The sequence below is a fragment of the Sinorhizobium sojae CCBAU 05684 genome, assembly GCF_002288525.1.
GTDB lineage: Bacteria > Pseudomonadota > Alphaproteobacteria > Rhizobiales > Rhizobiaceae > Sinorhizobium > Sinorhizobium sojae.
The window spans coordinates 17,744-43,476 of sequence record NZ_CP023068.1 but is presented as its reverse complement, the minus strand read 5'-3'; the positions used below and the strand labels follow the sequence as shown (position 1 = coordinate 43,476).

General features: G+C 61.9%; 22 protein-coding genes and 2 pseudogenes. 10 read left to right on the top strand and 14 right to left on the bottom strand.

Annotated features, from left to right (window positions below; translation table 11 throughout):
- Positions 1-127: 127 nt before the first annotated feature.
- The 3 genes from SJ05684_RS17930 to SJ05684_RS17920 all read left to right on the top strand — a co-directional run bounded on the left by SJ05684_RS17930 (position 128) and on the right by SJ05684_RS17920 (position 2,170).
- The gene (locus tag SJ05684_RS17930; RefSeq protein WP_034856151.1) at positions 128-445 is read left to right on the top strand and encodes a DUF982 domain-containing protein; all 318 of its coding nucleotides are present in this window, start codon (positions 128-130) and stop codon (positions 443-445) included.
- A gap of 314 nt (positions 446-759) precedes the next feature.
- The gene (locus tag SJ05684_RS17925; RefSeq protein ID WP_244426660.1) at positions 760-1,161 is read left to right on the top strand and encodes an MgtC/SapB family protein; all 402 of its coding nucleotides are present in this window, start codon (positions 760-762) and stop codon (positions 1,159-1,161) included.
- A 205-nt stretch (positions 1,162-1,366) separates the two neighbouring features.
- Positions 1,367-2,170, top strand: coding sequence for an ion transporter (locus SJ05684_RS17920; RefSeq protein ID WP_034856155.1), 804 nt, complete (start codon positions 1,367-1,369; stop codon positions 2,168-2,170).
- A 50-nt stretch (positions 2,171-2,220) separates the two neighbouring features.
- Here SJ05684_RS17920 and SJ05684_RS17915 read toward each other — a convergent pair whose 3' ends face one another.
- The 3 genes from SJ05684_RS17915 to SJ05684_RS17905 form a co-directional block, all read right to left on the bottom strand.
- Complete coding sequence (locus SJ05684_RS17915) at positions 2,221-2,931, bottom strand: metallophosphoesterase family protein (RefSeq protein WP_034856156.1); 711 nt, start codon at positions 2,929-2,931, stop codon at positions 2,221-2,223.
- A gap of 4 nt (positions 2,932-2,935) precedes the next feature.
- Positions 2,936-3,745, bottom strand: coding sequence for a nucleotidyltransferase family protein (locus SJ05684_RS17910; protein ID WP_034856157.1), 810 nt, complete (start codon positions 3,743-3,745; stop codon positions 2,936-2,938).
- A 582-nt stretch (positions 3,746-4,327) separates the two neighbouring features.
- Positions 4,328-5,215: an NAD(P)/FAD-dependent oxidoreductase gene (locus tag SJ05684_RS17905; protein WP_034856158.1), complete on the bottom strand. Its 888-nt coding sequence runs from the start codon at positions 5,213-5,215 to the stop codon at positions 4,328-4,330.
- Positions 5,216-5,666: 451 nt separating this feature from the next.
- Here SJ05684_RS17905 and SJ05684_RS17900 point away from each other — a divergent pair, with 451 nt between their 5' ends.
- The 3 genes from SJ05684_RS17900 (at position 5,667) to SJ05684_RS17890 (ending at position 8,672) form a co-directional block, all read left to right on the top strand.
- On the top strand, positions 5,667-6,950 hold the full coding sequence (locus SJ05684_RS17900) for an SDR family oxidoreductase (RefSeq protein ID WP_034856167.1): 1,284 nt from the start codon (positions 5,667-5,669) through the stop codon (positions 6,948-6,950).
- On the top strand, positions 6,950-7,423 hold the full coding sequence (locus SJ05684_RS17895; protein WP_034856170.1) for a DUF2269 family protein: 474 nt from the start codon (positions 6,950-6,952) through the stop codon (positions 7,421-7,423). Before SJ05684_RS17900 ends, SJ05684_RS17895 begins: the two co-directional genes overlap by 1 nt.
- Before the next feature lie 160 nt (positions 7,424-7,583).
- Positions 7,584-8,672 (top strand): mechanosensitive ion channel family protein, encoded by a 1,089-nt coding sequence (locus SJ05684_RS17890; protein WP_050980064.1) that lies wholly within the window; start codon positions 7,584-7,586, stop codon positions 8,670-8,672.
- Between the two features lie 147 nt (positions 8,673-8,819).
- Here the strand turns inward: SJ05684_RS17890 and greA are convergent, their stop codons facing one another.
- On the bottom strand, positions 8,820-9,302 hold the full coding sequence (greA, locus tag SJ05684_RS17885) for a transcription elongation factor GreA (RefSeq protein WP_034856172.1): 483 nt from the start codon (positions 9,300-9,302) through the stop codon (positions 8,820-8,822).
- A 221-nt stretch (positions 9,303-9,523) separates the two neighbouring features.
- Here greA and SJ05684_RS17880 point away from each other — a divergent pair, with 221 nt between their 5' ends.
- From SJ05684_RS17880 to SJ05684_RS17870, 3 genes and pseudogenes are all read left to right on the top strand, one after another.
- Entirely contained in the window at positions 9,524-9,763 is a 240-nt protein-coding gene (locus SJ05684_RS17880; RefSeq protein ID WP_050980065.1) for a response regulator transcription factor, read from the top strand.
- Between the two features lie 23 nt (positions 9,764-9,786).
- Positions 9,787-12,194, top strand: a pseudogene (locus tag SJ05684_RS31035) (PAS-domain containing protein).
- Positions 12,195-12,434: 240 nt separating this feature from the next.
- A complete protein-coding gene (locus SJ05684_RS17870) occupies positions 12,435-12,923 on the top strand; it encodes a ferredoxin--NADP reductase (RefSeq protein ID WP_050980067.1) in 489 nt (162 codons plus the stop codon).
- Between the two features lie 139 nt (positions 12,924-13,062).
- Here SJ05684_RS17870 and SJ05684_RS17865 read toward each other — a convergent pair whose 3' ends face one another.
- The 3 genes and pseudogenes from SJ05684_RS17865 to SJ05684_RS17855 form a co-directional block, all read right to left on the bottom strand.
- Positions 13,063-14,856, bottom strand: a complete 1,794-nt coding sequence (locus tag SJ05684_RS17865; protein WP_034856176.1) for a methyl-accepting chemotaxis protein — start codon at positions 14,854-14,856, stop codon at positions 13,063-13,065.
- A 347-nt stretch (positions 14,857-15,203) separates the two neighbouring features.
- Positions 15,204-15,481: pseudogene (locus SJ05684_RS30450) on the bottom strand (NAD(P)H-dependent oxidoreductase); the annotation flags it as partial.
- A 77-nt stretch (positions 15,482-15,558) separates the two neighbouring features.
- Positions 15,559-15,957, bottom strand: coding sequence for a RidA family protein (locus SJ05684_RS17855; protein ID WP_034856185.1), 399 nt, complete (start codon positions 15,955-15,957; stop codon positions 15,559-15,561).
- Between the two features lie 156 nt (positions 15,958-16,113).
- Here SJ05684_RS17855 and SJ05684_RS17850 point away from each other — a divergent pair, with 156 nt between their 5' ends.
- Complete coding sequence (locus SJ05684_RS17850) at positions 16,114-16,707, top strand: TetR/AcrR family transcriptional regulator (RefSeq protein WP_034856186.1); 594 nt, start codon at positions 16,114-16,116, stop codon at positions 16,705-16,707.
- Between the two features lie 288 nt (positions 16,708-16,995).
- Here the strand turns inward: SJ05684_RS17850 and SJ05684_RS17845 are convergent, their stop codons facing one another.
- From SJ05684_RS17845 to SJ05684_RS17810, 7 genes are all read right to left on the bottom strand, one after another.
- A complete protein-coding gene (locus SJ05684_RS17845) occupies positions 16,996-18,429 on the bottom strand; it encodes an aldehyde dehydrogenase family protein (protein WP_095694305.1) in 1,434 nt (477 codons plus the stop codon).
- A gap of 139 nt (positions 18,430-18,568) precedes the next feature.
- Entirely contained in the window at positions 18,569-20,251 is a 1,683-nt protein-coding gene (locus SJ05684_RS17835) for an ABC transporter ATP-binding protein (RefSeq protein WP_050980042.1), read from the bottom strand.
- On the bottom strand, positions 20,248-21,171 hold the full coding sequence (locus SJ05684_RS17830; protein ID WP_095694304.1) for an ABC transporter permease: 924 nt from the start codon (positions 21,169-21,171) through the stop codon (positions 20,248-20,250). The genes SJ05684_RS17835 and SJ05684_RS17830 overlap by 4 nt, the downstream gene beginning before the upstream one ends.
- Positions 21,172-21,175: 4 nt before the next feature.
- Complete coding sequence (locus tag SJ05684_RS17825; RefSeq protein WP_034855434.1) at positions 21,176-22,090, bottom strand: ABC transporter permease; 915 nt, start codon at positions 22,088-22,090, stop codon at positions 21,176-21,178.
- A gap of 77 nt (positions 22,091-22,167) precedes the next feature.
- Complete coding sequence (locus tag SJ05684_RS17820) at positions 22,168-23,676, bottom strand: ABC transporter substrate-binding protein (RefSeq protein ID WP_034855432.1); 1,509 nt, start codon at positions 23,674-23,676, stop codon at positions 22,168-22,170.
- 82 nt (positions 23,677-23,758) lie between these two features.
- Positions 23,759-24,664 (bottom strand): 5-dehydro-4-deoxyglucarate dehydratase, encoded by a 906-nt coding sequence (gene kdgD, locus SJ05684_RS17815; RefSeq protein WP_034855431.1) that lies wholly within the window; start codon positions 24,662-24,664, stop codon positions 23,759-23,761.
- 64 nt (positions 24,665-24,728) lie between these two features.
- Positions 24,729-25,481, bottom strand: a complete 753-nt coding sequence (locus tag SJ05684_RS17810; protein WP_050980041.1) for a FadR/GntR family transcriptional regulator — start codon at positions 25,479-25,481, stop codon at positions 24,729-24,731.
- Positions 25,482-25,733 lie beyond the last annotated feature (252 nt).

Here is a 25,733-nt window from a genome sequence, read left to right as displayed (position 1 = left end):
AAAAACGAAGAATTCGCACCGGTTCGGTTGCGCTGCCAGGACGTCCGGGGGTTCTTGAATTTGCCTCCCCGGCCACCAAATATCTCTCGGTGTGCAATCCCATTGACGGCATAGGAAGGAGGAAAAAATGCTTCTCAATGAGATTCCCTGGACAATTCCTCTCACGGTGCGACTTGCCAATGGCCTGACACGCACCTTCACCTCGGTCTATGAGGCCGTCGATTTTCTCGAGAACGAGTGGCCGCTGCGTAAGGGAGAGCGTTACGAGCGCGCGGTGCGAACCTGCCGGCGGGCGCTGAACCGTATGACCCCGGCGGCCGTGGCGCGGGAAGCTTTCGTTTCCGCTTGCCTTGAGGCGGGAATGGCGTTGGTGATGACCTCGCCGGCTCCTGGACCGCAAGGTGCCGAAAATACCACTCGATCTTCGGCGACCACCCGCGCATGAACGCTGCGGCGCCCGCTCACGGGCGCTCGGCAAAGCGCGGCAAGCCGGTCTACGACGGCTCCGGACGCCGAAAAGGCATCCGGAGCCCGCTCGTTGTCGATCGACCGTAGATGTGCCGCGGGCCCCTCCTGCTTCCCGGCATATCCCCGGAACCTATCCGGCGCATTCAGGTTGGAACGGAGAGCTTCCTCAGGAACTTAACTCCCGAAGGGATTTCAGCATGGCGTCGGCGGCGCCGCGGGCCGTCAACCGGGTGTAGCGAAATGGAGCTGGGATTTGACCTCGAGCGACTGAATCAGGATCTGATCAAGGTCATGATCGCCTTCGCATTAGCCCTCCCGATCGGATGGGAACGGGGCCGCGGCCGCTACAGCGTCGGCTTCAGGACTCTTCCGATTGTCTCCGTGGCGGCTTGCGGATTCGCGCTCGTCGCTGGCACTGACTTCCCGGGGAACGCGGAAGCCCAGGCGCGCGTGCTCCAAGGCGTTGTGACCGGCATCGGTTTCATTGGGGGAGGTGCGATCGTCAAGCTGCGGCACAATGTGAAAGGTCTCGTTACCGCCGCCAGTATCTGGAACGCCGGCGCCATCGGCGCGGCCGTCGGGCTGGGAAACCTGAACATAGCGGTCGTTCTGAGCATCATCAATCTGACCAGTCTGGTGGTCCTGGCTTATCTCAATGCCGACGGCGATGATGATGAGAGCAGCCAGAGCTAGACCATGTTTCAGCGATGGAAAGCCTTCCAGGGACCGTAACTGTCGGCATCACACCATGTGCATTTCTGAGATCGCCGCCGCGGGTACGGCAACACGGCGAAGGCCGACGCAGCCGGCTGCTTTGTCTCGAGGCTGACGGATCCCTCGGCCTCGTACCACATGACGTCCCGCGGCAAGCTCGGCAACCGGTGGAAGGGAGAGTGACATGGCACCATCGCCTGATCCGCAACAGGAAGGTTCTCCCGATCAGCATGAGCGCTGGGAGGTCCTAAGACAGCTGGAAGAGTCGCTCGAAAGGCCAATGCTAGTTCTCTCGTTCCTCTGGCTGACATTGGTGCTCGTCGAACTGGCGTGGAAGACGTCGGGCGTCTTCGAGCTGCTTGGAACCATCATCTGGATCATCTTCATACTCGAGTTTCTTTTGCGCTTCGCGCTCGCACCGCGCAAATGGCCGTTCTTGCGGAGCAATCCGGTCACGGTGATCGCCCTTGCCGCACCAGCGTTCCGCTTCCTCAACGCGCTGCGCTTCCTGCGCATCGCACGGGGCCTACGATTGGTCCGCATAGTGGGCACGGCCAATAGAGGGCTGATGGCCCTGCGCAAGAGTTTCGACCGGCGGGGATTGGGCTATGTGCTCCTGGCGACGGTGATCGTCGTGCTGCTTGGTGCGGGCGGAATGCTCGCTTTCGAGCCGGCACCGGTTGTAGAGGACGGCTTCCGCGGCTATGGCGATGCGCTCTGGTGGACGGCGATGCTGATCACCACGATGGGATCCGACTTCTGGCCGGAAACGGCGGAGGGAAGGGTCTTGGCCCTGCTGCTCTCCCTGTATGGACTGGCCATGTTCGGCTACATCACCGCGAGTTTTGCCACTTTCTTCGTCGGTCAAGAGGCCCAGGCGGCCGACGGCGAGATCGCCGGCTCCGTCGAAATCGCCGACCTCAGGAGAGAGATAGCACTCCTTCGAAGCGAGTTGCGAAAGGCCGCAACAGGCGATGAAGAAGAGTGAATCTGTAGCCGGCGAATCGTGGCGCGAAGAAGGCGTTTGGTTCGAGGTGATCAGAACTCCAAAATCGCATAGGGCCGCCCGGTCGGCTTCTCGACATGGGCGGCTACGTTGTAGACGGGCGCGCCGCCGGGTGTCTTTCCCCTGAAGGTGCCCCTGTGGGCGTGGCCGTGAACGACGGCACTCACACGAAAGCGGTCGATGGTTTCGGCAAAGCGCGAGCAACCGAGAAACGGATAGATCGCCTCCGGCTCTCCGGCGACCGTTTCCGCGATCGGGGCATAGTGGAGCACCACGACGGAGTGCTGCGCACTGGTCTTTCGCAAGGCGTTCTCCAGGCGCATCGCCTCGTCGACGGTCTCGGAGACCATCGTTTTGATGGCGGGCTCGCCGAAGGAGCCGAGCATGTATCGGCCGAAGCCGCCCAAGAAGCCTTTCGTGCCGGCAAAGCCGACGCCGGCGATTTCTACCGCCTGTCCGTTGAGGAGGTGAACGCCGGCCTTCATCAAGATCGCCGATATCTCCTCGACCGCATTGCATTGGTGATCGTGATTGCCGAGCACCGCCACCACCGGAACCGTGCAGGACTTCAGCTCGGCGGCGAGAAGTTCGGCTTCCGCCGGTTTGCCCAGGTCGGTGAGGTCGCCGGCAATCACAAGCACGTCTGCCACGCGCGAGATCTCTGAAAACAGCTCCGTGTAGGAGACCGAGCCGTCCTCCTTCACGTGAAGATCCGCGACCGCTGCCACTTTCGTCTTGCTCATCGCGCTACTCCTTGCTTCCTGTGCGCATCTCGACATCGCCGCCGACGTCGGCAAAACCCCATTCCGTGACGTCCACTTCATAATCAGCTCGCGAGTACATTCGTCCGCGGCAGATCTTCGTCTGCGGCAGCGGCAGTTCCCGCTGCGAGGCCAGCCGACGCAGGAGCTCGTCGATCAGCCACGGCGGAACCCGGTCGCGTTCGGAAGGATAAATCCACCGGAAATTGAGCACATGGACCAGCAGGACCTCCCAATGCGCGTCCATGTAGTTGAGCAGCCTGCGCCAATCGATCTGATCGTGGGTCTTGAGGATCATGTGCGCCACGTCGGCGCCATCGTAGCGCTCGCGAAGCTGAATGAAGGATTTCGACCAGACCAGTTCCGTCGGTGCGACAATCGGAACGGAGCTGGCATTGATCTTCACCGTCAGCGCATGTTCGAACCAGGCATCGCTGACAAACATCGTGCCGTTCGAGGAGGAGAATATGACGTCGAAGAAGAGCTTGCCCTTGTAAACCTTGCCCAGCCAGCGTTCGTCCTCGATCTCGGCGGTATAGCCCAGCGACTGGAAATGGTTGAGTATGCGGGTGTAATCGCCGGCCTTGCAAAATATGTCCAGGTCCTTGGTCAGGCGCGAGATGCCCGTATAGGCGCTGACGGCGAAGGTGCCGGCGACCAGGAACGGGATTTTCGACTTCACGAGCTCGGTGATGGCAGTCGCGACGAAGTCCTCGGCCTCCGCACCGGCCAGTCGGGGCAGGGCCAGCGGAGGCCGGGCGCCGCGAGCGGATTTCTGCTGCGATGACCTCGCCATGTTCTTGCCTCCGACGACGGAATTCCTACGAGAACAGTCGAGAACTCGAGTAAGTTCCCCTCGCTTGGACTCTGGACCCGCCAACTGCTGGGCAACCCGGTGAGAGGCACAAGGTCGCTGCAGCACTTTCAGCCGCCCTCTCCGCGCAAAATCTGGAAAAGCCAGCGCGTTGCAGCCGTTGCTTCCCCGCCATGCACAAAAAGCATTTACCCTCGCCGACGTTTTCTCGAAGGGGAATACCGGAATCGCGGAATCAGACCTTCCTTTCCGATCAAACCACAGATAGCGTCTCTGCGTAGCTGCATCTGTAGGCTACGTCCCCGCTTCCAACGAAGGCAACAGGAGGCGGGACTTGCCCCGCCATCGCGCGGGGCTTTTTCGTCGCTCGTGGGAGAGCTGGTTTTGTTCAAGCGGCGCGTCTGTTGTTCACTGCGAAAGCGCCAGTGGTAAGCTCACTCAGGCAGAGTCCAACGTCGTCGAACGAGGGTACTTCGCCGCCCTGGAGATGCGCCGCCCAGTGCTTCACCGCGTCGACATTCTCCTTCACAAATTCGATTGCTCACTCCCGCCACCTGCCAGGGCTCATGGAGCGGCGCCCGTCAGCAGGTTATGAACCGCAACGGCGGCAATCTCCCCATGCGCCATGGCCACGCCGAGTTGATTGAGGCCGGTTACGACATCACCCGCCGCGTAGAACCGCTCGACGTTGGTGCGCTGATGAGCGTCGGTGGGGATCCGCCCTTCTTCGTCAAGTTTGACCCCGACGCTGGCGGCAAGGCTGGAGCGGGGCCTATAGCCGAGCGCGGAATAGACCGCCACAGGCTCCAGCCGCCTGCCCTCCGCCAATTCCAGCGAAAGGCGATCGTCGGCCGTCGGGCCGTGGGACAGCAATGGGGACGTGGCGAGGCGCAAGGGCTCCCGCACCTCGGCGGCACTGATATCCTGCAACTCGGCTCCCAAGGTCGCCAGCGTCACATCATCCGTGAACGAGAGGAGGAATTCTGCTTCCTTCAGCGCGTGCCGCGTATGGCCGATGACGACGACAGCAGCACCGTTGATCTCGTAACCATCGCAGATGGGGCAGATCCGCAGATTACCTTTTCTTACCAGCTCCGGTGCATCGCGCCACGGCGGGAGGATGTCCACGAGACCGGTCGCGCAGATCACCGCGCGGCTATCGACAATGCGTTCCGCGACCGTGCATTGGAAGCCACCGCCCACCTGCTCGACCCGATCCGCACAGTTGGCGATGTGCTCGACGCCGAGCTTTTGGATTTGCGCATGCATTCTAGTGAGCAGGTCTCGTCCAGGAATACCGTCCGGGAACGCCGGATGGTTGAATGATCGCGGGATAAGGGAAGCGCGGCTTCGCCCGCCGTCCGCTATGATCACCCGTCGATTGAGCCGCGCAAGATAGATGCCCGCGACGAGCCCTGCGGGGCCGCCGCCCAGAATGACGCAATCATACATCGGTGACTCCGCTTGGCTGACGAGGGCTCAGGCGTGGAAGTCGAGCCGGACGCTATCGGATCGCCGGGATGCTGCCAGACCGCGGAACCGTCGAGGTGTTCCCGGAAACGCGCAGCGGGGATGTCCAGTTCCTCGACACCCCTCCCGTATTCACGATTACGCCACTGCTTTTGTGCCGCTGCATGCGCAGATTCAAAAGCTACAGCGACCTTTGCGGATCTGAAAGTGCGCGGCACTGGGGCCATTTGATGCATCTCTCGGTGACGCCTGCGAGCGGGAAGAGGCCGCGGCGGCGCGTCGCGAGGCGCTGAGCAGGCTCTCTCGACAATCCGCTATTCGCTATCCAAGGAACATGTTCCATCCGGCACCTGTTGGAACGGTGAAGTGCAAGAACGCGGGCAATGGCCGCAGCGGTGCGGTCGCGTGCTCGCCAGTGACCGAAGGATAGACGATGAGAGTGCTTGTGGTAGGGGCTACCGGCCTGATCGGCTCGGCCATTTGCGCGAAGCTTCTTGAGCGTGGCATGACGGCGGTGCGCGTGGTTCGTCCGGGCTCTTCCCGGTCATGGACCGGCGAAGCCGTGGAACTCGATCTTACGCGGGCCGTCCGGCCTGAAGACTGGCTGCCCCATCTGTCGAACATAGCCGCCGTCGTAAACTGTGCAGGCACGCTTCAGGACGGGCCGCGCGAGGATACAACCGGCGTCCACATCCGCGGTCCCTCGGCGCTGTTTCAGGCTTGTGAACAGGCAGGCGTGCGCCGCGTCATACATTTCTCCGCGATGGGGGTCGAAAAGGAGCAGCCCTCCTCGTTTTCGCGCACCAAGTTCGAAGGCGACAAGGCGCTGATGGCCCGCGACCTGGACTGGGTCATTCTGCGCCCCTCCGTCGTCCTCGGCCCCGGCGCCTTTGGCGCCAGTGCGCTCTTCCGCGGTCTCGCGGCCCTTCCCGTCCTGCCGCTCATGCCGAATACAGGTCTCCTTCAGGTCGTGCGCCTCGAAGACGTTGTTCACACCGTCGAGATACTCGTCCAGCCGAGCGCCCCCAAGCGGCTGATCCTGGAGGTCGCGGGGCCAGAGGCCCTGTCCTTCGAAGATGTCGTAGGCGCTTACCGGCGCTGGTTCGGCTGGCGCCCTGCCCGCCCCCTCGACATTCCTGCTCCGCTCGCTCATCTCCTCTATAAGCTCAGCGACCTTGCCGGAGCACTCGGCTGGCGTCCCCCAACGCGGAGTACGGCGCAAAAAGAGATCGCCCGCGGCGCCACGGGCGACATCCGGGCCTGGTCGGAGAGCACGCAGATAGAACCGATATCGCTCTCGGCGGCGCTGGCGAGAACGCCGGTTTCCGTTCAGGAAAGATGGTTTGCCAAGCTCTACCTCCTGAAGCCGGTCGTCATTGTCGTATTGTCGCTGTTTTGGATCAGCACCGGCATCATATCGCTGACGGCCGGATACCAGATCGGCATCGATCTCATGGAGCGCACCGGCGCTGGTGTCCTCGCCGGCCCCAGTGTCATCGCCGGAGCGATCGCAGACATCGTCATCGGACTTGCCATTGCGGTTCGTCGAACCAGCCGCGCCGGGCTCTACGGTGCCATTGGCCTCTCCCTCTTCTATGCCGTGGCCGGGACAATCCTGCTTCCCGAATTGTGGAAAGAGCCGCTCGGCCCGCTCATGAAGATCTGGCCGATCATCGTGCTTCACCTCGCCGTCCTGGCGATCCTGGAGGAGCGGTGATGCTCTATCTCGCCCTCAAGTATCTGCACATCATCGGCGCCTCCGTGCTGCTGGGGACGGGCGCGGGAATTGCGTTCTTCATGCTTGTGGCGCATCGGACCGGGCGCGCCGATACCATCGCGGCCGTGGCGCGCATCGTTGTCCTCGCGGACTTCCTGTTCACGGCCACCGCCGTCGTCCTGCAGCCGATAACGGGGAGCGCGCTCGCCTGGCATCTCGGTTATGCGTTGACGGAGGGATGGATTTTGCTGTCGATCCTCCTGTACCTGATAGCCGGTGCATTCTGGCTGCCGGTCGTATGGATGCAGATGGAGATGCGCAGGCTCGCCGAGGCCGCCTATAAGAGCGGTCGGCCCTTGCCCAAACGCTACCACCGGCTCTTTCATCTGTGGTTCGCCTTCGGCTTTCCGGCCTTTGCCGCGGTCCTTGGGATTTTTTGGCTGATGATCGCCCGACCCGAATTAGAGTGGTAGGCGCACCATGCCGCATGACCGGTGCGGAAACATTTCGTTCATTTCCTCGTTCGTATTCTGGGTTCGGCGAGCGATCACCGGTTGAACCCCGAGACATGAACCTGCAACCACCGCAGAATGGCAGGTCTTCCCTTCGAAATTCGACACGGGAGGTGAAGGAATGGATTTTCTATCCAGGCTGGAACGCGAGATTGAGCTACTTCCGGAGTGGGTCTTGAGCGCGGCAGTGCTTGCCGCTTTCATATCCGCGGGCCTTCTTGTCCATCGGCTCGCTTTCAGCGTTTTGCAACGGCTCGTCGGCCCCAAGGATCTATTCTGGCGATCGCTCGTCACGCGCACGCAACGGCCGGCAAAAATGGTGGCGGTCGTGTTCGGCCTCTATGCCGGCGCCTCGGTTGCACCACTCACGTCGAGCCAGGCCGGCACTTTACGCCAGGTCCTTCTGATTTGTTGCATCATCCTGGTGGCTTGGATCATGCACACTGCGATGCACATCTGGTCCATCGTCTATCTCAGGCGATTCGAACTCGATGCCGAGGACAACCTGCTCGCACGGAAGCACGTCACCCAATTCCGGATTATGCGCCGCATCGCCAATTCCCTGCTTATCGTGCTGGCGGCAGCGGCTGTGTTGATGACCTTCGAAAACGTGAGACAATATGGGGTGAGCCTTCTTGCGTCGGCCGGGGCCGCCGGCATCGTCGTGGGTCTCGCCTTGCAACCGGTCCTGAAGAACCTCCTGGCGGGCGTACAGCTTGCGATTACACAGCCCATCCGCATCGACGACGCCATCCTCGTCGAGGGAGAATTCGGACGAGTCGAAGAGATCACCTCCACCTATGTTGTCGTGAAACTCTGGGACTGGCGCAGGCTCATTCTTCCATTGAACTATTTCATGGAGCATCCCTTCCAGAACTGGACACGCGAGAGCGCTCCGCTGATCGGTTCGATGATGGTCTACCTCGACTACACGATGCCCGTTGATGTCGTTCGCAGAAAGGTGGAGGAGATTGCGTCCCGATCGGTCAATTTCGATGGCAAAGTCCTGAACGTGGCGGTAACGGATTTGCGCGAAAACGTCATGCAGATCCGCGTCCTCGCCTCGGCCGCCGACTCCGGCCGCGCCTTCGATCTGCGCTGCGAAATGCGCGAGCAGCTTATCGATTTCGTGCAGCAGAAGTTTCCGAACGCGCTGCCGAGGTTGCGTCTGGAGGAGACGCCCTCCACGCCGGCGAGTCCGCATCATTGACCACATGAATTAGAACGGACCTGTCGTGCAGCTCTGCCCTGAGCGATAGCGATTACGACAATACACTGGCCATTACCTCAGGAATCGGAGGCGATGCTCGCTGCCGTCTTGCCGTGCGCGCGCATGCCAGCGACGTCGGAGACGTCGCTACGCGATGGCGATGATTTCAAGCTCTTGGTTGCCTACGCTCACGACGTCCCCGACAGCTTTGCCCATCAGCATCTTTGCGACCGGGGATACGTAGGAAATGGTTCCGCCTTTGGGATCCGCTTCATCCTCTCCCACGATGCGGTATTTCTGCACCCTTCCATCGTCACGGCTGAAGGTCACCGTGCTCCCGAAGGCAACGGTATCAATTGACGTGGGGTCGGGGACGACCTGGGCCGTGCGAATTCTTTCCGCAAAGTAGCGGAGGTCGCGCACCGGACTTGCTGCCTGCCGCCGCCTTTCATTCACGTCTTCGATCGTGGCGGTCGCGTCATAGGCCTGGCGCGCTTGTTGGAGCTGCAATTCCAAGGCCTTCAATCCCGCTTCCGTAACAAGGTTCGGATGAGGCGAGACGGGGCGGTCGGGCAACAGGGTTTCCGAAGCCGTTTCGGCACTTTCTTCCTTGGTGAAGGCGACGCTCAATTTCGAACTCCGTTCAGACGCGGTGCACTCTTAGCGCATCGGTACCCGAAAATCGGACAGACGCACGACACCGATGCAGTAAAATTAGTCGGTATCGGAAACGAAGCAAGGCGGTTTGCCGTCGTGATCTCCACGGTCGCGAAGAAACGCAGCCGCGTGCTCTGCCGGCGCGTGACGGGTCACCGCAACACCTGGGTCTCCGGGTGCTCGGAACGAGTGGGATGCCAGCGGTTCTCCCTGTCAACGGTGGTCAGCCGTTCCATCGACTGAACTGCTGTGTCAGCCTGAGCCGCCGTGGCTTTCTCACGGCGATGACGGACAAGGAGAACGTGCTGACCGGGCTCAGGGCAGGCGCGGCCGATTTTCTGACCAAGCCCATCGATCTCGACATCCTGATGGCCAAGATCGCCGGCTGCGTGATGCAGATCGAGAATAACAAGAAGACGGGCCGGGCATTCTGAATGCTAGCAGCCGGAGGGGTACTGTGACGAGCGCAACGAACTCCGCCCTTCCACAGCGCCAGACGCTGCTGCTTATCGGAAACGTGGCGCTGAGGCTGGGATCGGCGATCGACCGCCATACGGGCGGGGAGCGCCTGGGCCTCGTACGAGCGGAAGACGGGCGCGCTGGCCTGGCTCTCGCCGATACTGGTTGCGCGCTGCATCTCATCATCCTCGACATGACCCTGCCGGACATGAGTGCAGTCGAATTTTGTCGAACCCTGCGCGAAGACCCCGCGGCTCCGGCGCTGCCGATCATCGTCGTTGCCCCTGCGGAAGACGTCGAGCTGAGGATCGCCGCTTTTGCCGCAGGATGCACCGATTGCGTTGCGCCTGCGACACCGATCGCTGAGCTTTTGGCCCGCATCGACGCCCATATCGCCACGAGCGGAGCCCACACGCAGCTGCTACAGCGCAACGAACAGCTTCACACCGCCCTTGCCAGCCTCGGTCACGGCGTTTGCTTCTTCGATCGGGACGGGCGGCTGATCTTCTCAAACAGGCGCTATGCCGAAGTATACGGGCTCGATCCCTCCGTCATCCGTCGCGGCCAAACTCTCGAAGAAATCCTTGCTCTGCGCCGTCAGGTGGATTCCTGCCCTCGCATGACGGTGGCGGAATACCTTTCATGGGCGGAGGAGACCAATGCCGGCGACAAGCCGCAGACCTGGGTGCTGGAATTGAAATCCGGTAAGGTCGTTCGCGGCCACCATCAGCGGACCGCCGATGGGGGTTGGGTGTCGACCCATGAAGACATAACGCAGGCATGGAAGGCCGAAAAGGCGCTGGCGGAAGCGCACGCCCAGGCCGCGCACGCCGAGCAGCAGGCACGGGCGGCGCATGCTCGACTTCTCGATGCCTTCGAAGTCGTGCCCGAGGGGTTGGCGCTGTTCGACGCCGAGGATCGGTTCGTCCTCTGGAACCGCCGCTATGAGCAGATCTACACCGAAAGCGGCAGTCAGATCTTCAAGGGGATGTCCTTCGAGGATCGCCTGCGCGCCGGTTTGAAGCATGGCCAATATCCCGAGGCCGTCGGCCGCGAAGAGCAAAGGCTGGCGGAGCGGCTGGCGCTTCACGCCGCGCCCAAAAGCGCACACGACCAGCGCTTGCCTGAAAACCGCTGGATACGGGTCGACGAACGCCGCACATCCGATGGCGGAAGCGTCGGGATTCGGGTGGACATCACCGATCTCAAACAGCGCGAGGCGTCCTTTCGTCTCCTGTTCGAGAGCAACCCTGTGCCGATGTGCGTCTATGACTGCGAAACGCTTGGCTTTATCGACGTGAACCAGGCCACGCTCGACCATTACGGCTATAGCCGGGATAGGTTCCTGTCGATGACCCTCGTCGACATGCGGCCAGGAGACGAGCCGAATGTAGGCGAAGGCCGGGACGCTGAACGTGGAAGCGGTGAGGTCTGGCGGCACCTCAAGGCCGACGGCACCGTCATCGAGGTGATGATCTATTCCAGCCGGCTGAACTGCAAGAGCCGTGCCGCAGCGCTGATCGCGCTCGTCGACGTCACCGAACGCAAGCGCGCCGAAGCGGCCCTGCTGCAGCATCGGGATATTCTGGAAGAGACGGTGCGCAGCAGAACGGCGGAACTTGCAAGGCAGGCGGAAGAGCTCGAACGGATGCTGGAACAGGAGCGGCAGATCAACGAGTTGCAGCGGCAGTTCGTTGCCATGGCGTCGCACGAGTTCCGCACGCCCCTGGCCATCATAGACGGGGCTGCACAGCGCCTTGTCCGGCGCAAAGGCGGTCTCACGCCCGACTTCCTGGCCGAGAAGACCGATCAGATCCGCGCATCGGTGTCGCGCATGCTCGAACTTATGGAGAGCATCCTGGCCGCCGGCCGGCTTGACCACGGCCGCATCGACGTCGAACTTGTACCCTGCTCACTCGCCGAGGTCATCACGACCTGCAGCAAACATCAGCAGAGCATACGAAAGTCACACCGTTTTCTGCTGGACCTGGTGCGGCTTCCCCCGTCGATCGAGGCGGACCGTCCCGCGCTCGAACAGGTCTTCACCAATCTGTTTTCCAATGCCGTCAAATATGCTCCGAACGCTCCAAACGTTCATGTCGTCGGCTGGCGGGACGAGCAATACGCCTATGCAAGCGTGCGCGACGAGGGCATCGGCATCGATCCGATGATCTGCCGCGAATGTTTCAGCGGTATTTCCGCGCCAGAACCTCGACAGGGATCGCGGGCACGGGCATCGGGCTCAATCTAGTCAGGCAGATCGTTGAACTGCACGGCGGCACTATCGAGGTGGCGAGCCAGAAAGGAAACGGAACGACATTCACGCTCAAGATCCCGATTTCCGCCAGGAATACCTGTGGATCGGATGCGGTATCGGCCAACGTGAAAACAGTCGCGGCGCAGTAGGAGCCCGCAACCCACAGGGTTCCCTGGCTATTTGCGGCACGTCCATTTTTCGCGGTGCGCCCGCCGTCGCGGTGCTTTACGGCTGGCGCTGGTTCCTGCTGCACCGGCGGCCGTGGCGGCTGACCGCGGTCACGAAGGTGGCAGACCGGATGTGGGAGCTCGACCTTCAGCCTGTCCGCGAGAATCCGGGCTGGACCTATGAGGCCGGCCAGTTCGTCTGGATGACCGAGGGCCGGCGACGTGCTGCTGTTGGCGGGCGGCGTCGGCATCGCCCCGATCATGGGGCTGCTGCGCGAAATGGTGGCGCGGCGCGATCGCCGGCCCGTTCGGTTGGCCTATGCCGCGGGTCAGCCCGCAAACTTCGCCTGCCTGTCGGAGATCGACGCTGCAAAGACCGTGCTCGACCTGCGGGTCATGCTTCTCAGCGAAGAAGGCGCGGAGGATTGGCCCGGCCTCATCGGACGGCTAGATCGCGGCCGGCTGGCCGAGCTGCTGGAGGGCTTGGCCGCGAAGGAGACCGTCGCGCTCATCTGCGGCCCGGGCCCGATGGTCAGCTCGGTGTCGGACACGCTCCTGGACCTCGGCATGCCGATGAATAACGTCGTCTACGAACGCTTCGACTACGGCGGCGGCATGAGCTCGCGCCAGGACCGTCGGCGTTCGCTCCAATTCGCCGCGACTGGCCTCACTCTGGCCTTGGTCTTGGCGCTATTCGTCGTGATGCGCTGACCTGCAGGCCCCCTTCGCTCCTGCCAGAGGGACCGCCACGCGTCTGGAATGGACGCGCGGCGCTGCGATTCAACGAAGCTCAGAATTTCGTTGTCAAATCGCAGATGCGGTATCCGGTCCGTGGACATTGGCTCAGTCATCAAAACGACTCCCAATTGTCAGCCGCAACCGCAGCATTGCCGTGGAAGGCTGCGGCCACCTTGGTTGCCATGGCCCGCGCCGGAGATGTGACCGGCTTCGAGGCGGCGGTTGCCTCGGTAATCCGCGTCTGGCGCGCAGCCGTGCCGCTTCCGACATTGAATTGGCCCAGCAACCGGAAAAGCGACTCGGCCTCTCTGGCAAGATTATGGGCGGCGGCCGTCGATTCTTCGACCATGGCCGCATTCTGCTGCGTGCCCTGATCCATGGTGTTGACCGCCTGATTGATCTCCTTGATCCCGGTCGCCTGCTCCCTGGCGGCTTCGACGATCGCCTCGACGTTGCCGTTCACCTGTTGGACCTGCGAGACGATGGTATTGAGGACGGTGCCCGTTTCTCCAACCAGCGCCACGCCACTCTTCACGTGCGCGTTTGAATCGGTGATCAGTTCCTTGATCTCCTTGGCGGCCTTGGCGGAGCGCTGGGCAAGTTCGCGCACCTCCTGGGCGACGACGGCGAAGCCTTTCCCTGCATCGCCCGCACGCGCAGCCTCGACCCCAGCATTGAGCGCCAGGAGATTGGTCTGGAAAGCGATCTCATCGATGACGCCGATGATGTTGGAGATCTCCGACGACGAGCTCTCGATCTTGCCCATGGCCTCGATGGCGCTGCGCACCACTGCCCCGGAATGCTCGGCATTTTCACGCGTCTTGCGGACAAGCGCGCCCGCTTCTTCCGCGCGGCGACTGGTGTCGGTCACAGTGGTGGTGATCTCTTCGAGAGCGGCGGCCGTCTCTTCCACCGATGCGGCTTGCTGCTCTGTCCGTCTGGAGAGATCGTCGGAAGCCGAGCGAACCTGCTGCGAGCCGGCGGAGATTGCATCTGCATTCTCTGCCACCGTCTGCATTGCCGTTCGCAGCTTCTCCATCGCAGCATTGAAGTCGACACGAAGCTTTTCCAGCGTGGGTATGAACTGGTTGCTCAGGTTCTGCGTCAGGTCGCCGTCGGAGAGCTTGTTCAGGGCGGTTGCGAGCTGGTCGACATTATTCACCCGAGCGGTGACGTCGGTCGCGAATTTGACGACCTTGAAGACCTTGCCGTTCATGTCGAAAATGGGATTGTAGGAGGCCTGGATATAGACTTTTTTCCCACCCTTGCCGATGCGCATGAATTCGTCGGCGACGAATTCGCCGCCCGACAGGCGCTGCCAGAAACGGCGATAATCCTCGCTGCCCGCATAGGTGCTGTCGCAAAACATCGAATGATGGCGGCCCTGGATTTCCGTGAGCTGATAACCAAGCGCCGAGAGGAAGTTCTCGTTCGCCGTCAGGATCTCGCCGTTCGGGGTGAACTCGATGATGGCCTGGGCGCGCGAAAGCGCGTCGAGCTTGCCGGTATCCTCGGCGCTCTTTAGCTTCTGCGCCGTGATGTCGGTAGCGAATTTGACGACCTTGTACGGCTTGCCGCCTCTAAAGACCGGATTGTAGGAGGCTTCGATCCAGACCTCTTTGCCGCCCTTGCCGACGCGCCTGTACTGGCGCCGATCGAACTCGCCGCGATCAAGCCTTGCCCAGAAGTCGCGATACTCTTGGGACGAAGCTTCTGCCGGATCGACGAACATGCGGTGATGTTGGCCGATGATCTCCGACGCCTCGTAGCCCAAGGTGCGACAGAAATTGGCATTGGCGGACAACACCTTGCCGGTCATGTCGAATTCGATGATCGCTTGCGACTTGTTCATCGCAGCCAGGACGGCCTTGGCGTCCGAACCAAATCCAAATGCTATTGCCATCATGTTATTTCGTCCTCGCTCGGCGGAGCCAGCTGTGACCGCTCCCGTCAATGCCGCTCGCCCACGTCGGTTTGTCACCCGCTGCAGGCAGCAGCGAGACTGGCTCGTCGATGTGGGCCAGGGCAGCGGTGTTTTTATTGATGATACGAGAAACTCGCGCAGCGAAGGCCGCCGCCGTCATGGCAGGTGGGACGCTATGATGCGTCGCCTCGCTGTCCCCAAATTGGGACGCGATAGTTTCCAAATAATGAAAGAACTATCTAATTTACGCATTTATTTTTTTAGCATTAGCTAACCGGTGCATAGTGAAGCGGTTCGACGAGAGACGCCAGCATTGCCGGCCCATCTGTTCAAGCTGGACGCCTAGCCGCTGAAATCGGAGGGACACGGCCCTCATCGTTCAGATGAAGCGCGAAGCCGTTCGCGTCCGCCTCACCCACGTCAGGACGAAGCTGCATGCTGGGGATCAGGTAGTCGCCGCCGTTCTGCTGCCGGTAGGGGATGGGCGGGGCGGTGGCGAGACCGCGCATCCTCTCGCGCAGGCGCTCGGCGACAGGCTCGAACCCACTCTCATCGAGACGATCTACCCCGTAGGCCACGAAGGGGGCAGGACGTCGTAACCCGGATAGTCGCAAGAGCCCTCTTCTGGAGAGCGCTCGTGCGACAGAACATGGCGATTTTCCCGCACAGCCAGAAGTGTGGCGATCAAGTACTTGCCGGAATACGGGCGATGACCTTTATCTCAAAGTCGAAGCCGGCGAGCCAGTTTACGCCGAGTGCAGTCCAATTCGGGTAGGGTGGCCGGCTGAAAATCTGTTGCTTTACAGCCATGATAGTTCCGAACTGGTTTTCAGGGTCAGTGTGGAAGGTGGTTACGTCCACGATATCATCCATCGTGCAGCCCGCTGCGCTCAGCGTGGCCTTCAGGTTTTCAAAGGCCAGCCGGACTTGGCGTTCGAAATCGGGTTCGGGCGTTCCATCGGAACGGCTGCCGACCTGTCCGGACACAAACAGAAGATCACCGGATCGGATAGCGGCGGAATAGCCGTGTTCATCGTAAAGGGCGTGCCGGTTTGCAGGAAAGACTGCTTCGCGTTGGGTCATTCTATCTCTCTTTATTGTTGGCTAACAACCGATGAGCGCTGGAGTTACGGTTCACAAGCTCGCGCTCCATTTGATATACGATACGTATGTGGAATATTCTGCATACGTACCGTATGTCAAGTTAGTATACGCATCGTATGTGAAGTTGAGGATTGAATGGCGAAAAGACGTAGCGAAACGATGCAGGAAACCCGCGTCAAGTTGATAGCGGCTGCGCGAAAGGCTTTTGCGGAAAAGGGGTACTCCGCAGCGTCAATGGACGAGCTGACGGCTGACGTCGGTCTGACGCGGGGCGCGCTTTATCACAACTTCGGAGACAAGCGCGGGCTCCTGGCGGCGGTTGTCGACCAGATTGACACGGAAATGGCGGCGCGCGCTAAAGAGATTGGCGCTCGGGCGGGCAACGATTGGCAGGGCCTGCTCGCCGAGGGTGCGGCCTATATCGAGATGGCGCTTGATCCGGAAGTCCAACGCATCGTTCTGCTCGACGGACCTGCGGTATTAGGTGATCCCTCGAAGTGGCGCAGCCAGAACAGTTGTCTACAGGTGACCAAGAGCACTGTGGAGCGCCTTATCGCACAAGGCATCCTCAAGCCGCTTGACGCAGAGGCGGCGGCCCGGCTGCTTAGCGGCGCGGCTCTCAATGCTGCTCTCTGGATCGCCGCGAGCGAAAACCCGCAGAGCGTGCTGCCGAAGGCGGTCGAGGCTTTTCGTTCCTTGGCGGCAGGTCTGCTTTTGGAGCATTTGTGATCTACGATAGGCCAAGGTCGAGCTTTCAGATTGAGACTTGGCTTCGCAGAATGCTCAATTGAAGCTACAGCCTTCAAGACCGCGGGGGCTTGCGACTGGAGCAACTTCCGCTTCTGGCTGCATCGCAGCCGTCGCTGCCTGGTTGACCGGGCGACACCTGAGACGCTCGACAGCCGACGCAGCCGCGCTCTCGGAGTGCATCCGTCGCCGTGATGGGAATCGAACCGCGGCTGGTGGAGGCAGCATGCCGTAACCTGGCAAACAAAAGGCGTCCGGCAGCGCCACCATCTATACCAGCGTGTAGGCTGTCTTGACGATCGTGTAGAATTCGGCGGCGTATTTGCCCTGTTCGCGCGGGCCGTAGGAAGAGCCCTTGCGGCCGCCGAAGGGCACGTGGAAATCGACGCCGGCCGTCGGCAGGTTGACCATCACCATGCCGGCTTCGGAATTGCGCTTGAAATGCGTCGCATGCCGGAGGCTCGTCGTGGCGATGCCGGAGGAGAGCCCGAAGGGCGTGTCGTTGGCGACGGCGAGCGCCTCGTCATAGTCCTTGACGCGGATGACCGCGGCGACCGGGCCGAAGATCTCCTCGCGGCTGATGCGCATCTGGTTGGTCGCCTCGGTGAACAGCGCCGGCTGCAGGTAGAAGCCGGGCGTGTCGCGCCTGATCAGCTCGCCGCCGAAGGCGAGCTGCGCCCCTTCCTGCTGACCGATGGCGATATAGTCGGTGTCCTGGCTCAACTGGCCCTGGTCGACCACCGGTCCGATATGGGTGCCGGCCTTCAGCGCATCGTCGACGACGAGGCCCTGCATGCGCGCGGTCATCGCCGCGACGAACCTGTCGTGGATGCCCTCGGTGACGATGATGCGCGACGAGGCCGTGCAGCGCTGGCCGGTCGAGAAGAAGGCGGAGTTGACCGCCGCTTCGACGGCGACCGAAAGATCGGCGTCGTCGAGCACGACGAACGGGTTCTTGCCGCCCATCTCCAGCTGGAACTTGCGATGGTGCTCGACCGAGGCGAGCGCCACGCGCTTGCCGGTGGCGGTCGAGCCGGTGAAGGTGATCGCCTGGATGTCCGGGCTGTCGAGCATCGCCTGGCCGACGACCGAGCCCTTGCCCATGACGAGGTTCAGCACGCCCTTCGGCAGGCCGGCGCGGTGCAGGATGTCGACGATCGCCCAAGAGCAGCCCGGCACCAGTTCCGCCGGTTTGAAGACGACGGTGTTGCCGTAGGCGAGCGCCGGCGCGATCTTCCAGGCGGGAATGGCGATCGGGAAGTTCCAGGGGGTGATGATGCCGACGACACCGACCGGTTCGCGGGTGATCTCGACGCCGATGTTCGGGCGCACCGAGGGGATGACCTCGCCGGCCAGCCGCAGGCACTCGCCGGCGAAGAACTCGAAGATCTGGCCGGCGCGCACCGTCTCGCCGATGCCTTCGGCAAGCGTCTTGCCCTCCTCGCGCGACAAGAGCCGCCCGAGTTCGTCCTTGCGCGCCATGATCTCGTCGGCGGTTTTCTTGAGGATCGCATGGCGCTCGAGGATGCCGGAGCGCGACCAGGCCGGAAAGGCCGCCTTTGCCGCGGCGATTGCGGCCTTCGCATCCTCGGCGCTCGCACGGGCATATTCGCCGACGACGTCATTGGTGTTCGACGGATTGATGTTGGCAATGCCGTCGCTGCCGACCCATTCGCCGGCAATCAGGTTCTGGTGAAGTGTCATCCGGCAAGACTCCCATTCCGTGGTCGCTCGGACCGATGCGCATCAGCACCCTCGCCCGGCGCATCCGCGCCTGGCATTAGATCACGATGATTTTATGTCGGATCGACCTAAAATCATAAACGTGATCGATTCTAAGAAGTTAGCGCGGGATGCGGGCGGAAAACCGCACACACTTTTCCTCATCCCTCGCTAGCCATTTCGGTTTGGGCACTGCCTTGAGCAGGCTCTGCGTGTATTCGTGGCGCGGCGCCTTGAACATGGTCTCTGTATCCCCCTCCTCGACGATCTTGCCTTGCTTCATGACCAGGATGCGATCGGCGAAATGGCGCACGATCGGCAGGTCGTGGGTGATGAAGACATAGGAAAGACCGAGTCTCGTGCGGAGGTCCGCCAGCAGATCGATCACCTGTGCCTGGATCGAGACATCGAGCGCGGAGACGGCTTCATCGCAAACGATCAGTTGCGGCTCGCTCGCGAGCGCCCGGGCGATGGCGATGCGCTGCCGCTGGCCCCCGGAGAACTGGTGCGGGTAGCGCTCGGCATGTTCAGGCTTCAGCCCGACCAGCTCCAGAAGCTCCGCCACACGGTCTTTCCAATGGTGCTTTGGCAGGATGTCGCGGTGGATGACCCAGGGCTCGGAGATGATCGAGCAGACGTTCATGCGCGGGTTCATGGAGCCGAACGGGTCCTGGAACACCATCTGGACCTTGCGGCGAAACGCCATCAGGCCCATTCCGCTCATTTCGAAGATGTTCTCGCCCGCGTAAATGGCCTTGCCGGAGCTGGGTTCGTTCAGCCGCAGGAGCATGCGTGCGACGCTCGACTTGCCCGAGCCGGATTCGCCGACGATACCGAGCGTCTCCCCTTTTTTCACTTCGAAGCTGACGTCGTCCACCGCCCTGAACGTGCGTTTCCCGGCGAACGCGCCGGAGGCAAGCACATAATCCTTCGTCAGGTGCTCCACTCGGAGAAGCGTTTCGCAGCCGATGCTCGTTGCGCGCCTGCTCGAGGTTTCCGCCGCGTCGCCATGGGGCAATGCGGAGATGAGGCGGCGTGTATAGGCATGCCGCGGATTTGTGAGGACCTCCCTCCCCTGGCCGGCCTCCACGAGCTTGCCGGCATTCATGACGATGATCCGGTCCGCCATCGAGGCGGCGACCTCGAGATCATGGGTGATCATGATCAACGCCATGCCGGTCTCGCGCTGCAGGTCGCGCAGGAGATCGAGGATCTGGGCCTGAACGCTGACGTCCAGCGCCGTCGTCGGCTCGTCGGCGATCAGGATGTCCGGCTTCAGCGCGATCGCCATCGCGATCATGATGCGCTGGCGTTGACCGCCGGAAAACTGGTGCGGATAGTCGTCCACGCGCCGCTCCGGATCGGGGATGCCGACGCGGCGGAGCAAGTCCGTTACCTGCGCGCGCACTTCCTTGCCGCTACCGGCGCCGTGGCTCTCGAATACCTCCTCGATCTGGCGACCGACGGAATAGACGGGATTGAGGTAGGCGAGCGGATCCTGAAAGATCATCGCAATCCGCCGGCCATTGATCCTCCGACGCGCCTCGGCATCCAGGCGAGAGAGTTCGGTGCCGTCGAACAGGCAGGAGCCGGCAACGATATCGCCCGGCGGGCAGTCGATGAGGTCCATCACGGTGCTCGTGCTGACGCTCTTGCCCGAACCGCTTTCGCCGAGGATCACCAGCGTCTCGCCGCGATCGACGTGGAACGAGACGTTGTCGACGGCGCGCACAGGCGCCCCGTCGGAGAGGAAATCGACCGTAAGTCCCTCGATCCTGAGAATGGGATTGCTTACGTTCTTCATCGGGCGGCCTTTCGCAAAGTCTGCAGACGCCAGCGTTGTTGCGGATCGGCGACGGTTCGCGCCCAGTTCGAAAGGATGTTGAGCGACAGCGTCGTCAGCATGATGGCAAGACCTGGCCAAAAGGCGATCCACCAGGCGGTCGAAAGATAGCCGCGGCCGTTCGCCACCATCGCGCCCCATGTGAAATCCGGCGGCTGAATACCGAGCCCAAGGAAGCTCAAAGCCGATTCCGACAGAATGACGGTCGCGAAATCGATCGCGGATATCGTCACAAGCGTGGGCAGGACGAGGGGTGCGATGTGCCTGAGGACGATTCGGGCAGGACTCGCGCCCATGGACCTTGCCGCGCTCACGAACATGCGCTCGCGCAGTTCCAGCACTTCGGCACGCGCGGTCCTGAGATAGATGGGCATGCGCGTGATGGCCAGCACGATCACGAGATTGGTGATGCTGGGTCCGAGTGTATAAAGCACGATGAGCGCGAGCAGCAGCGAGGGAAAGCTCATTACCACGTCTGCAAACCGCTGAATGAGATGGCTGTACCAACGCTCCGAATAGCCTGCCACAAGACCGAGAGCCCCTCCGACGAGCATCGACGAAAAGACCGCCGCCGCGGCAATGCCGAGTGTGTTCTGGGCGCCGACGATCAGCCTTGCGAGGATCGGTCGGCCGAGGGTGTCGGCGCCGAGGAAATAGACCCAGGCATGCTCCAGCGAGAAGGGCGCGAGATTTCGCTGGCGGAGCCCCAGCCGTGAAGCCGCGTCGCCGACGAGCCAAGGCCCGAAGCTGGCCGCCAAGACGAAGAGCGTCAGGAAGATCGCCGCGGCCAGCGCAAGCCTGTCGCGCTTCAGATAGGCGAAGAGGATACGGCCGGTGCCGGGCGCCGCCGTGGGGTTGGTTTTGGGAGTGATGGAAGTCATGGCATCAATACCGGATGCGCGGATCGAGGAACGCGTAGAGCAGATCGATCGCGATGTTCAGGATGAAGATGGCGGTCGCCGTCACCAGGATCGTCGACTGGACCACGGCAAAATCGCGCTGGATTATCGCGTCGATCATCAGCTTGCCGATGCCCGGCCAGCCGAAGATCGACTCGACGACGACGGCACCGTTGACGAGGCTCGTCGCGAGATCCCCGGCGACCGTGACGACGGGCAGGAGCGAGTTGCGGAGGGCATGGCCGAAGATGATCTTGGTTCGGCGAACGCCCTTGGCACGCGCTGCCTTGATGTAGGGAGAAGCAAGGGCCGACAGCATGGTCCCTCGCACGACCTGCACCAGGAGGCCGAAGGGACGAAGCGTCAGCACGAAGATCGGCATGATCCAGTGCGCCCAGCTTCCGGTTCCGGAAGTGGGCAAGAGTTCGACGCCGACCGCAAAGACGAGGATGCCGACGATCGCGACCCAGAAGTCCGGAGCACTCGCGCCGGCAAGCGACGCGACGCTGGCGATCCGGTCGAAGAGGCTGCCGGGGCGAGCTGCGGCGAGCGCGCCAACGAGGATCGCCAGCGCTGTCGAGAGCGTGATCGCAACGATGGCCAGCTTCAGGGTCTCCGGAAAAGCCTGGAGCGCGACCTCCATCGCCGAGCGGTTCTGCCGCAGCGACTGGCCGAAATCGAGCTGCAGCAGGTCCTTCAGGTACTCCGCAAATTGCCAGAAGACCGGCTGGTCCAGCCCATTCAATTTCGCAAATGCAGCTCGCGCCTCAACCGTCGCGTCAAGCGGCAGGTACAAGGCCGACGGGTCGCCGGTGAGCCGCGTCAGGAAGAAGACCAGCGTCAGCAGACCGATGACCGACAGGATGCTGTGAGACGCACGGCGCCCGATGTAGCTAAACATTGAAGATGCCCTTTGAAGGATAGCGCCACAGCCGACGGGGTGCGGGGGCGGTGTTCGCCGCCCCCGCACCCCCCTGATCAGTCGTTGAGGCGGATATTGGCCAGGGGGATTTCGCTGTTGGTCGTGATATCCGGCTTCCAATCAAGTCTCGGACCGACACGCGTGTAGCCGATCATGTGGAACATCGGGATGTCCGCCACCACCTCCTTGCGTGCCTTGTCGAAGAGCGCCTTGAAGCTCTTCGCGCGGTCTTCGCCGGTGGCCGCGAGCGCAGCGTCGATCTCCCGGTCGAGCGCGGGATCGGCGAGCGTCGAGTAATTGCCGCTCGAACGATAGAAGATCGGGATGGTGAAGGCCGCATCGCCCTTGTTGTTGTCGTGCATCATCTGCAAGAGATTGGCTCCACGCTCGGCCGGGAAAGGCTTTTGGAGGTATCTGAGCCAGTCGGCGACGTCGAGCATGGTCAGCTTGACGTTGAGGCCCACGGCCTGCCACATCGTCATCATGGCTTCCATCGCCTCGGCGCCGTTCGGATAGATGCCGTTTCGGCCGATGAGCTTGATCTCCGTATCGACGGCAACCCCGTCCGCCGCCGCTTCACTGAGTAACTTCTTCGCCTCTTCCGGATCATAAGGCCAGGCTTCGAGCGCATCGTCGTGGCCGTTGATGCCGGGAACCACCATCTGCGATGCGCGCTTGACGTCGTCGCCGAAGAGCTGGGCGAGGCCTTCCCAATCGATGGCCAGGTTCAACGCCTTGCGCACGCGCAGGTCGTCGAGCGGCGGCTGAGCGGTATCGATGCGGATCGCCGTCGTCTCCGAGTTCAGATAGGCGAAGTCCGTCTCCGGATTGCTCGCGTCCTGGATAGCGATCGACGGCGTCAGATCCGCCTCGCCGGTCTCGACCATGGCGGCACGGATCGAGGATTCGGGGCGCCAAACGTAGGTCGCCCTGGTGATCTCAGGTTTCTTGCCCCAATAACCGTCGAAGGCGTCGAGCACGACGGTCTGCGGCGAAAAGGTCGAGAGCTTGAATGGGCCGGTTCCGACCGGATCGTTGACGGCCTTATCCGCCGCCGTCTTCGGTGAGACGACCATGACCACGCTCAGCAGTGTCGGCAGGATCGGCTGGGGTTTGTCGGATTTGATCTCGACAGTCAGATCGTCAACGGCAGTAACCGTCAGCTTCGCGTCGCCGAACTTGGCGATGTTGCTGCAGGTGATCGTTCCGCCGGTCATGCGGTTGATCGAGAAGACGACCGCTTGCGCATTGAACTCGGAACCGTCCTGAAACTTCACGCCCTCGCGCAACTTAATGCGCCACGTCGTCGGATCGACCTGCGTCCATTCGGTCGCAAGCTTCGGCTGGGGCTGACCTGTTTTCGGGTCGATGACCGTCAGCGGCTCGACGACGTTTTGGCTGAGTATTTGACCGACATTGGTGATGATCGTGCCGCAGGGCTCCAGATTTGCCGGCTGTTCCGGCAAGACGACGCGGATTTCCTGCGCCCCTTGCGCGATCGCCGATGACGCCGTGCTCGCCATCAGGATGGCGAGCGCTATCGTAAGCATACGTGTCCTGTTCATGTTTTCCTCCCTTGGTGTTGCTTCCCGGCTTGTCCGGCGGGCCCTCGTCCCGTTCGCCCGCCGGCCTGCCGAACCATCTCGGTTAAGCTGCGGCCTTTTCGATCAGGTCGCGCAGCGCCTCCTTCTCCTGCGGCTTCAGGTCCGTCAGCGGCGGACGAACCGGGCCCGGCGTCCGGCCGATAAGTTCCACGCCCGCCTTGATGATCGACACCGGATAGCCCTGCTCGCGATCGCGCAGTGCCGCGAAGGGGAAGAAGAATCGGTGCAGGATCTCTTCCATGGTTGCCCGGTCGCTCGCGCGCATCGCCTTGTAGAAGCGTTGCGCCAGTTTCGGCACAAAGTTGAAGACGGCAGAGGAATAGGTCGTGACACCGACGCCGTTGAAGCCTTCCGCAAACAGCTCATGCGTCGGCATGCCACCGACATAGCAGAGCCGGTCGCCGAGCTTCGCCGTCACGTGGCGGACGAGATCGACCTTTCCGGTGCCGTCCTTGAAGCCGATGAGGTTCGGACAAGCTTCCGCCAGGCGCGCCACCGTCTCGGCATTGGCGACCAAATTGGCGCGGTCGTAGATGATGACGCCGAGCCCGGTGGACTCGCACACGGTTTTCACATGCCGATAGATACCTTCCTGGGGCGCCTCCATCAGGTAATGCGGCAGAAGCAGAAGACCATCGGCGCCGGCGGCTTCGGCCTGCCGGGCGGTTTCCACGGCAAGCGCTGTGCCATAACCGCAGCCGGCAATGATCGGCACGTCGCCGGCGGCTTCCTTGGCCGCGCGGGTCACTCGGCCGACCTCTTCAGGCGTCAGCGAGAAGAATTCGCCCGTGCCCCCGGCGGCGAATAGCGCGGCCGCCCCGAAACCGGAAAGCCATGCGACATGCTCGCGATAGCTTTTGAGGTTGAGACTGAAGTCGTCGTTGAAGTGCGTAACGGGAAACGACAGCAGCCCCGCACCGATGCGCGACTTGATTTCATCTGGCGACAAGGAATTCCTCCCACGAAATAATATGATGTCATGGGCAAATTCATATGATGACTTTCGGAATGAGTCAACCGCTCTTTTCGCGGTCCTCCACCGAGCGACGGATCATCAATGCGCGATAGCGCTTGATGCCGGTGACAAGGTGGCGGCGCATCGCCTCGCGCGCTTTCTCCGGATCGCGGGCGAGGATCGCTTCGGCGATTTCGCGGTGTTCCTCGAGGATCGGCTGGTCGCGGCTGGGCAAAGGATCGACGCCGCCCATCACCGTCTTGAACTTCACCCGCGGAATCATCCGACGGCCGACGTGCTCGAGGAAAGCCTTGAACCTTGCATTGTTCGTCGCGGCGGCAATTGCCATATGGAACTGGAAATCCGCCTCGTCGGTAGGTTTGCCTTCGGCAATGAGATCGGCGAATTTGTCGACCTGGGCCTGGATCTCGGCCTCTTGCGCCGGTGAACTGCGGGCAGCGGCCAAGCCTGCGGCTTCAACCTCTATGCCGATGCGCAGTTCCAGTTCCTCGATGATGTCGGAAATCTTGTCGGTCTCGTCCGTGAACAGCTTCAGGCCTTCATCGGTCGGCTTCGGGCCGATCACGAACACCCCCGCCCCCTGCCGCGACTCCACCAGCCCATCGGCACGCAACGCGGCGATCGCCTCGCGTATCACGGTGCGGCTGAAACCGAAGCGGTCGATGAGGGCAGGTTCGGTCGGCAACTTGTCACCGGGCGCGTAGAAGCCAGCTTCAATCTGCTCGCGCAGGGCTTCCGCTACCTGTGACGCGAATGATCTGCGCGACGTTGGACGTTCGGCCCGCTGCATGATTCCTCCAGATCTGGCGCTCTTAGGATCATGCATACTCCCAGCGGGCGCCAAAGGCCAGAGCATCCTATGAAATCCGCTTTTTCGTTCTTGAATTCATATGATGACTTTAAGCACGCGGAAAGTCGGTTTGAGGCAACAGAGGCCGGCTACGTGCACCGACTGCAACGGCGTTCCTGCGTTTCGGATATCCTCATTCACGGGTCTCCTCGTGCGACCGCGCACGGGTTTGTTTCCCAGAATTCCGTCGGT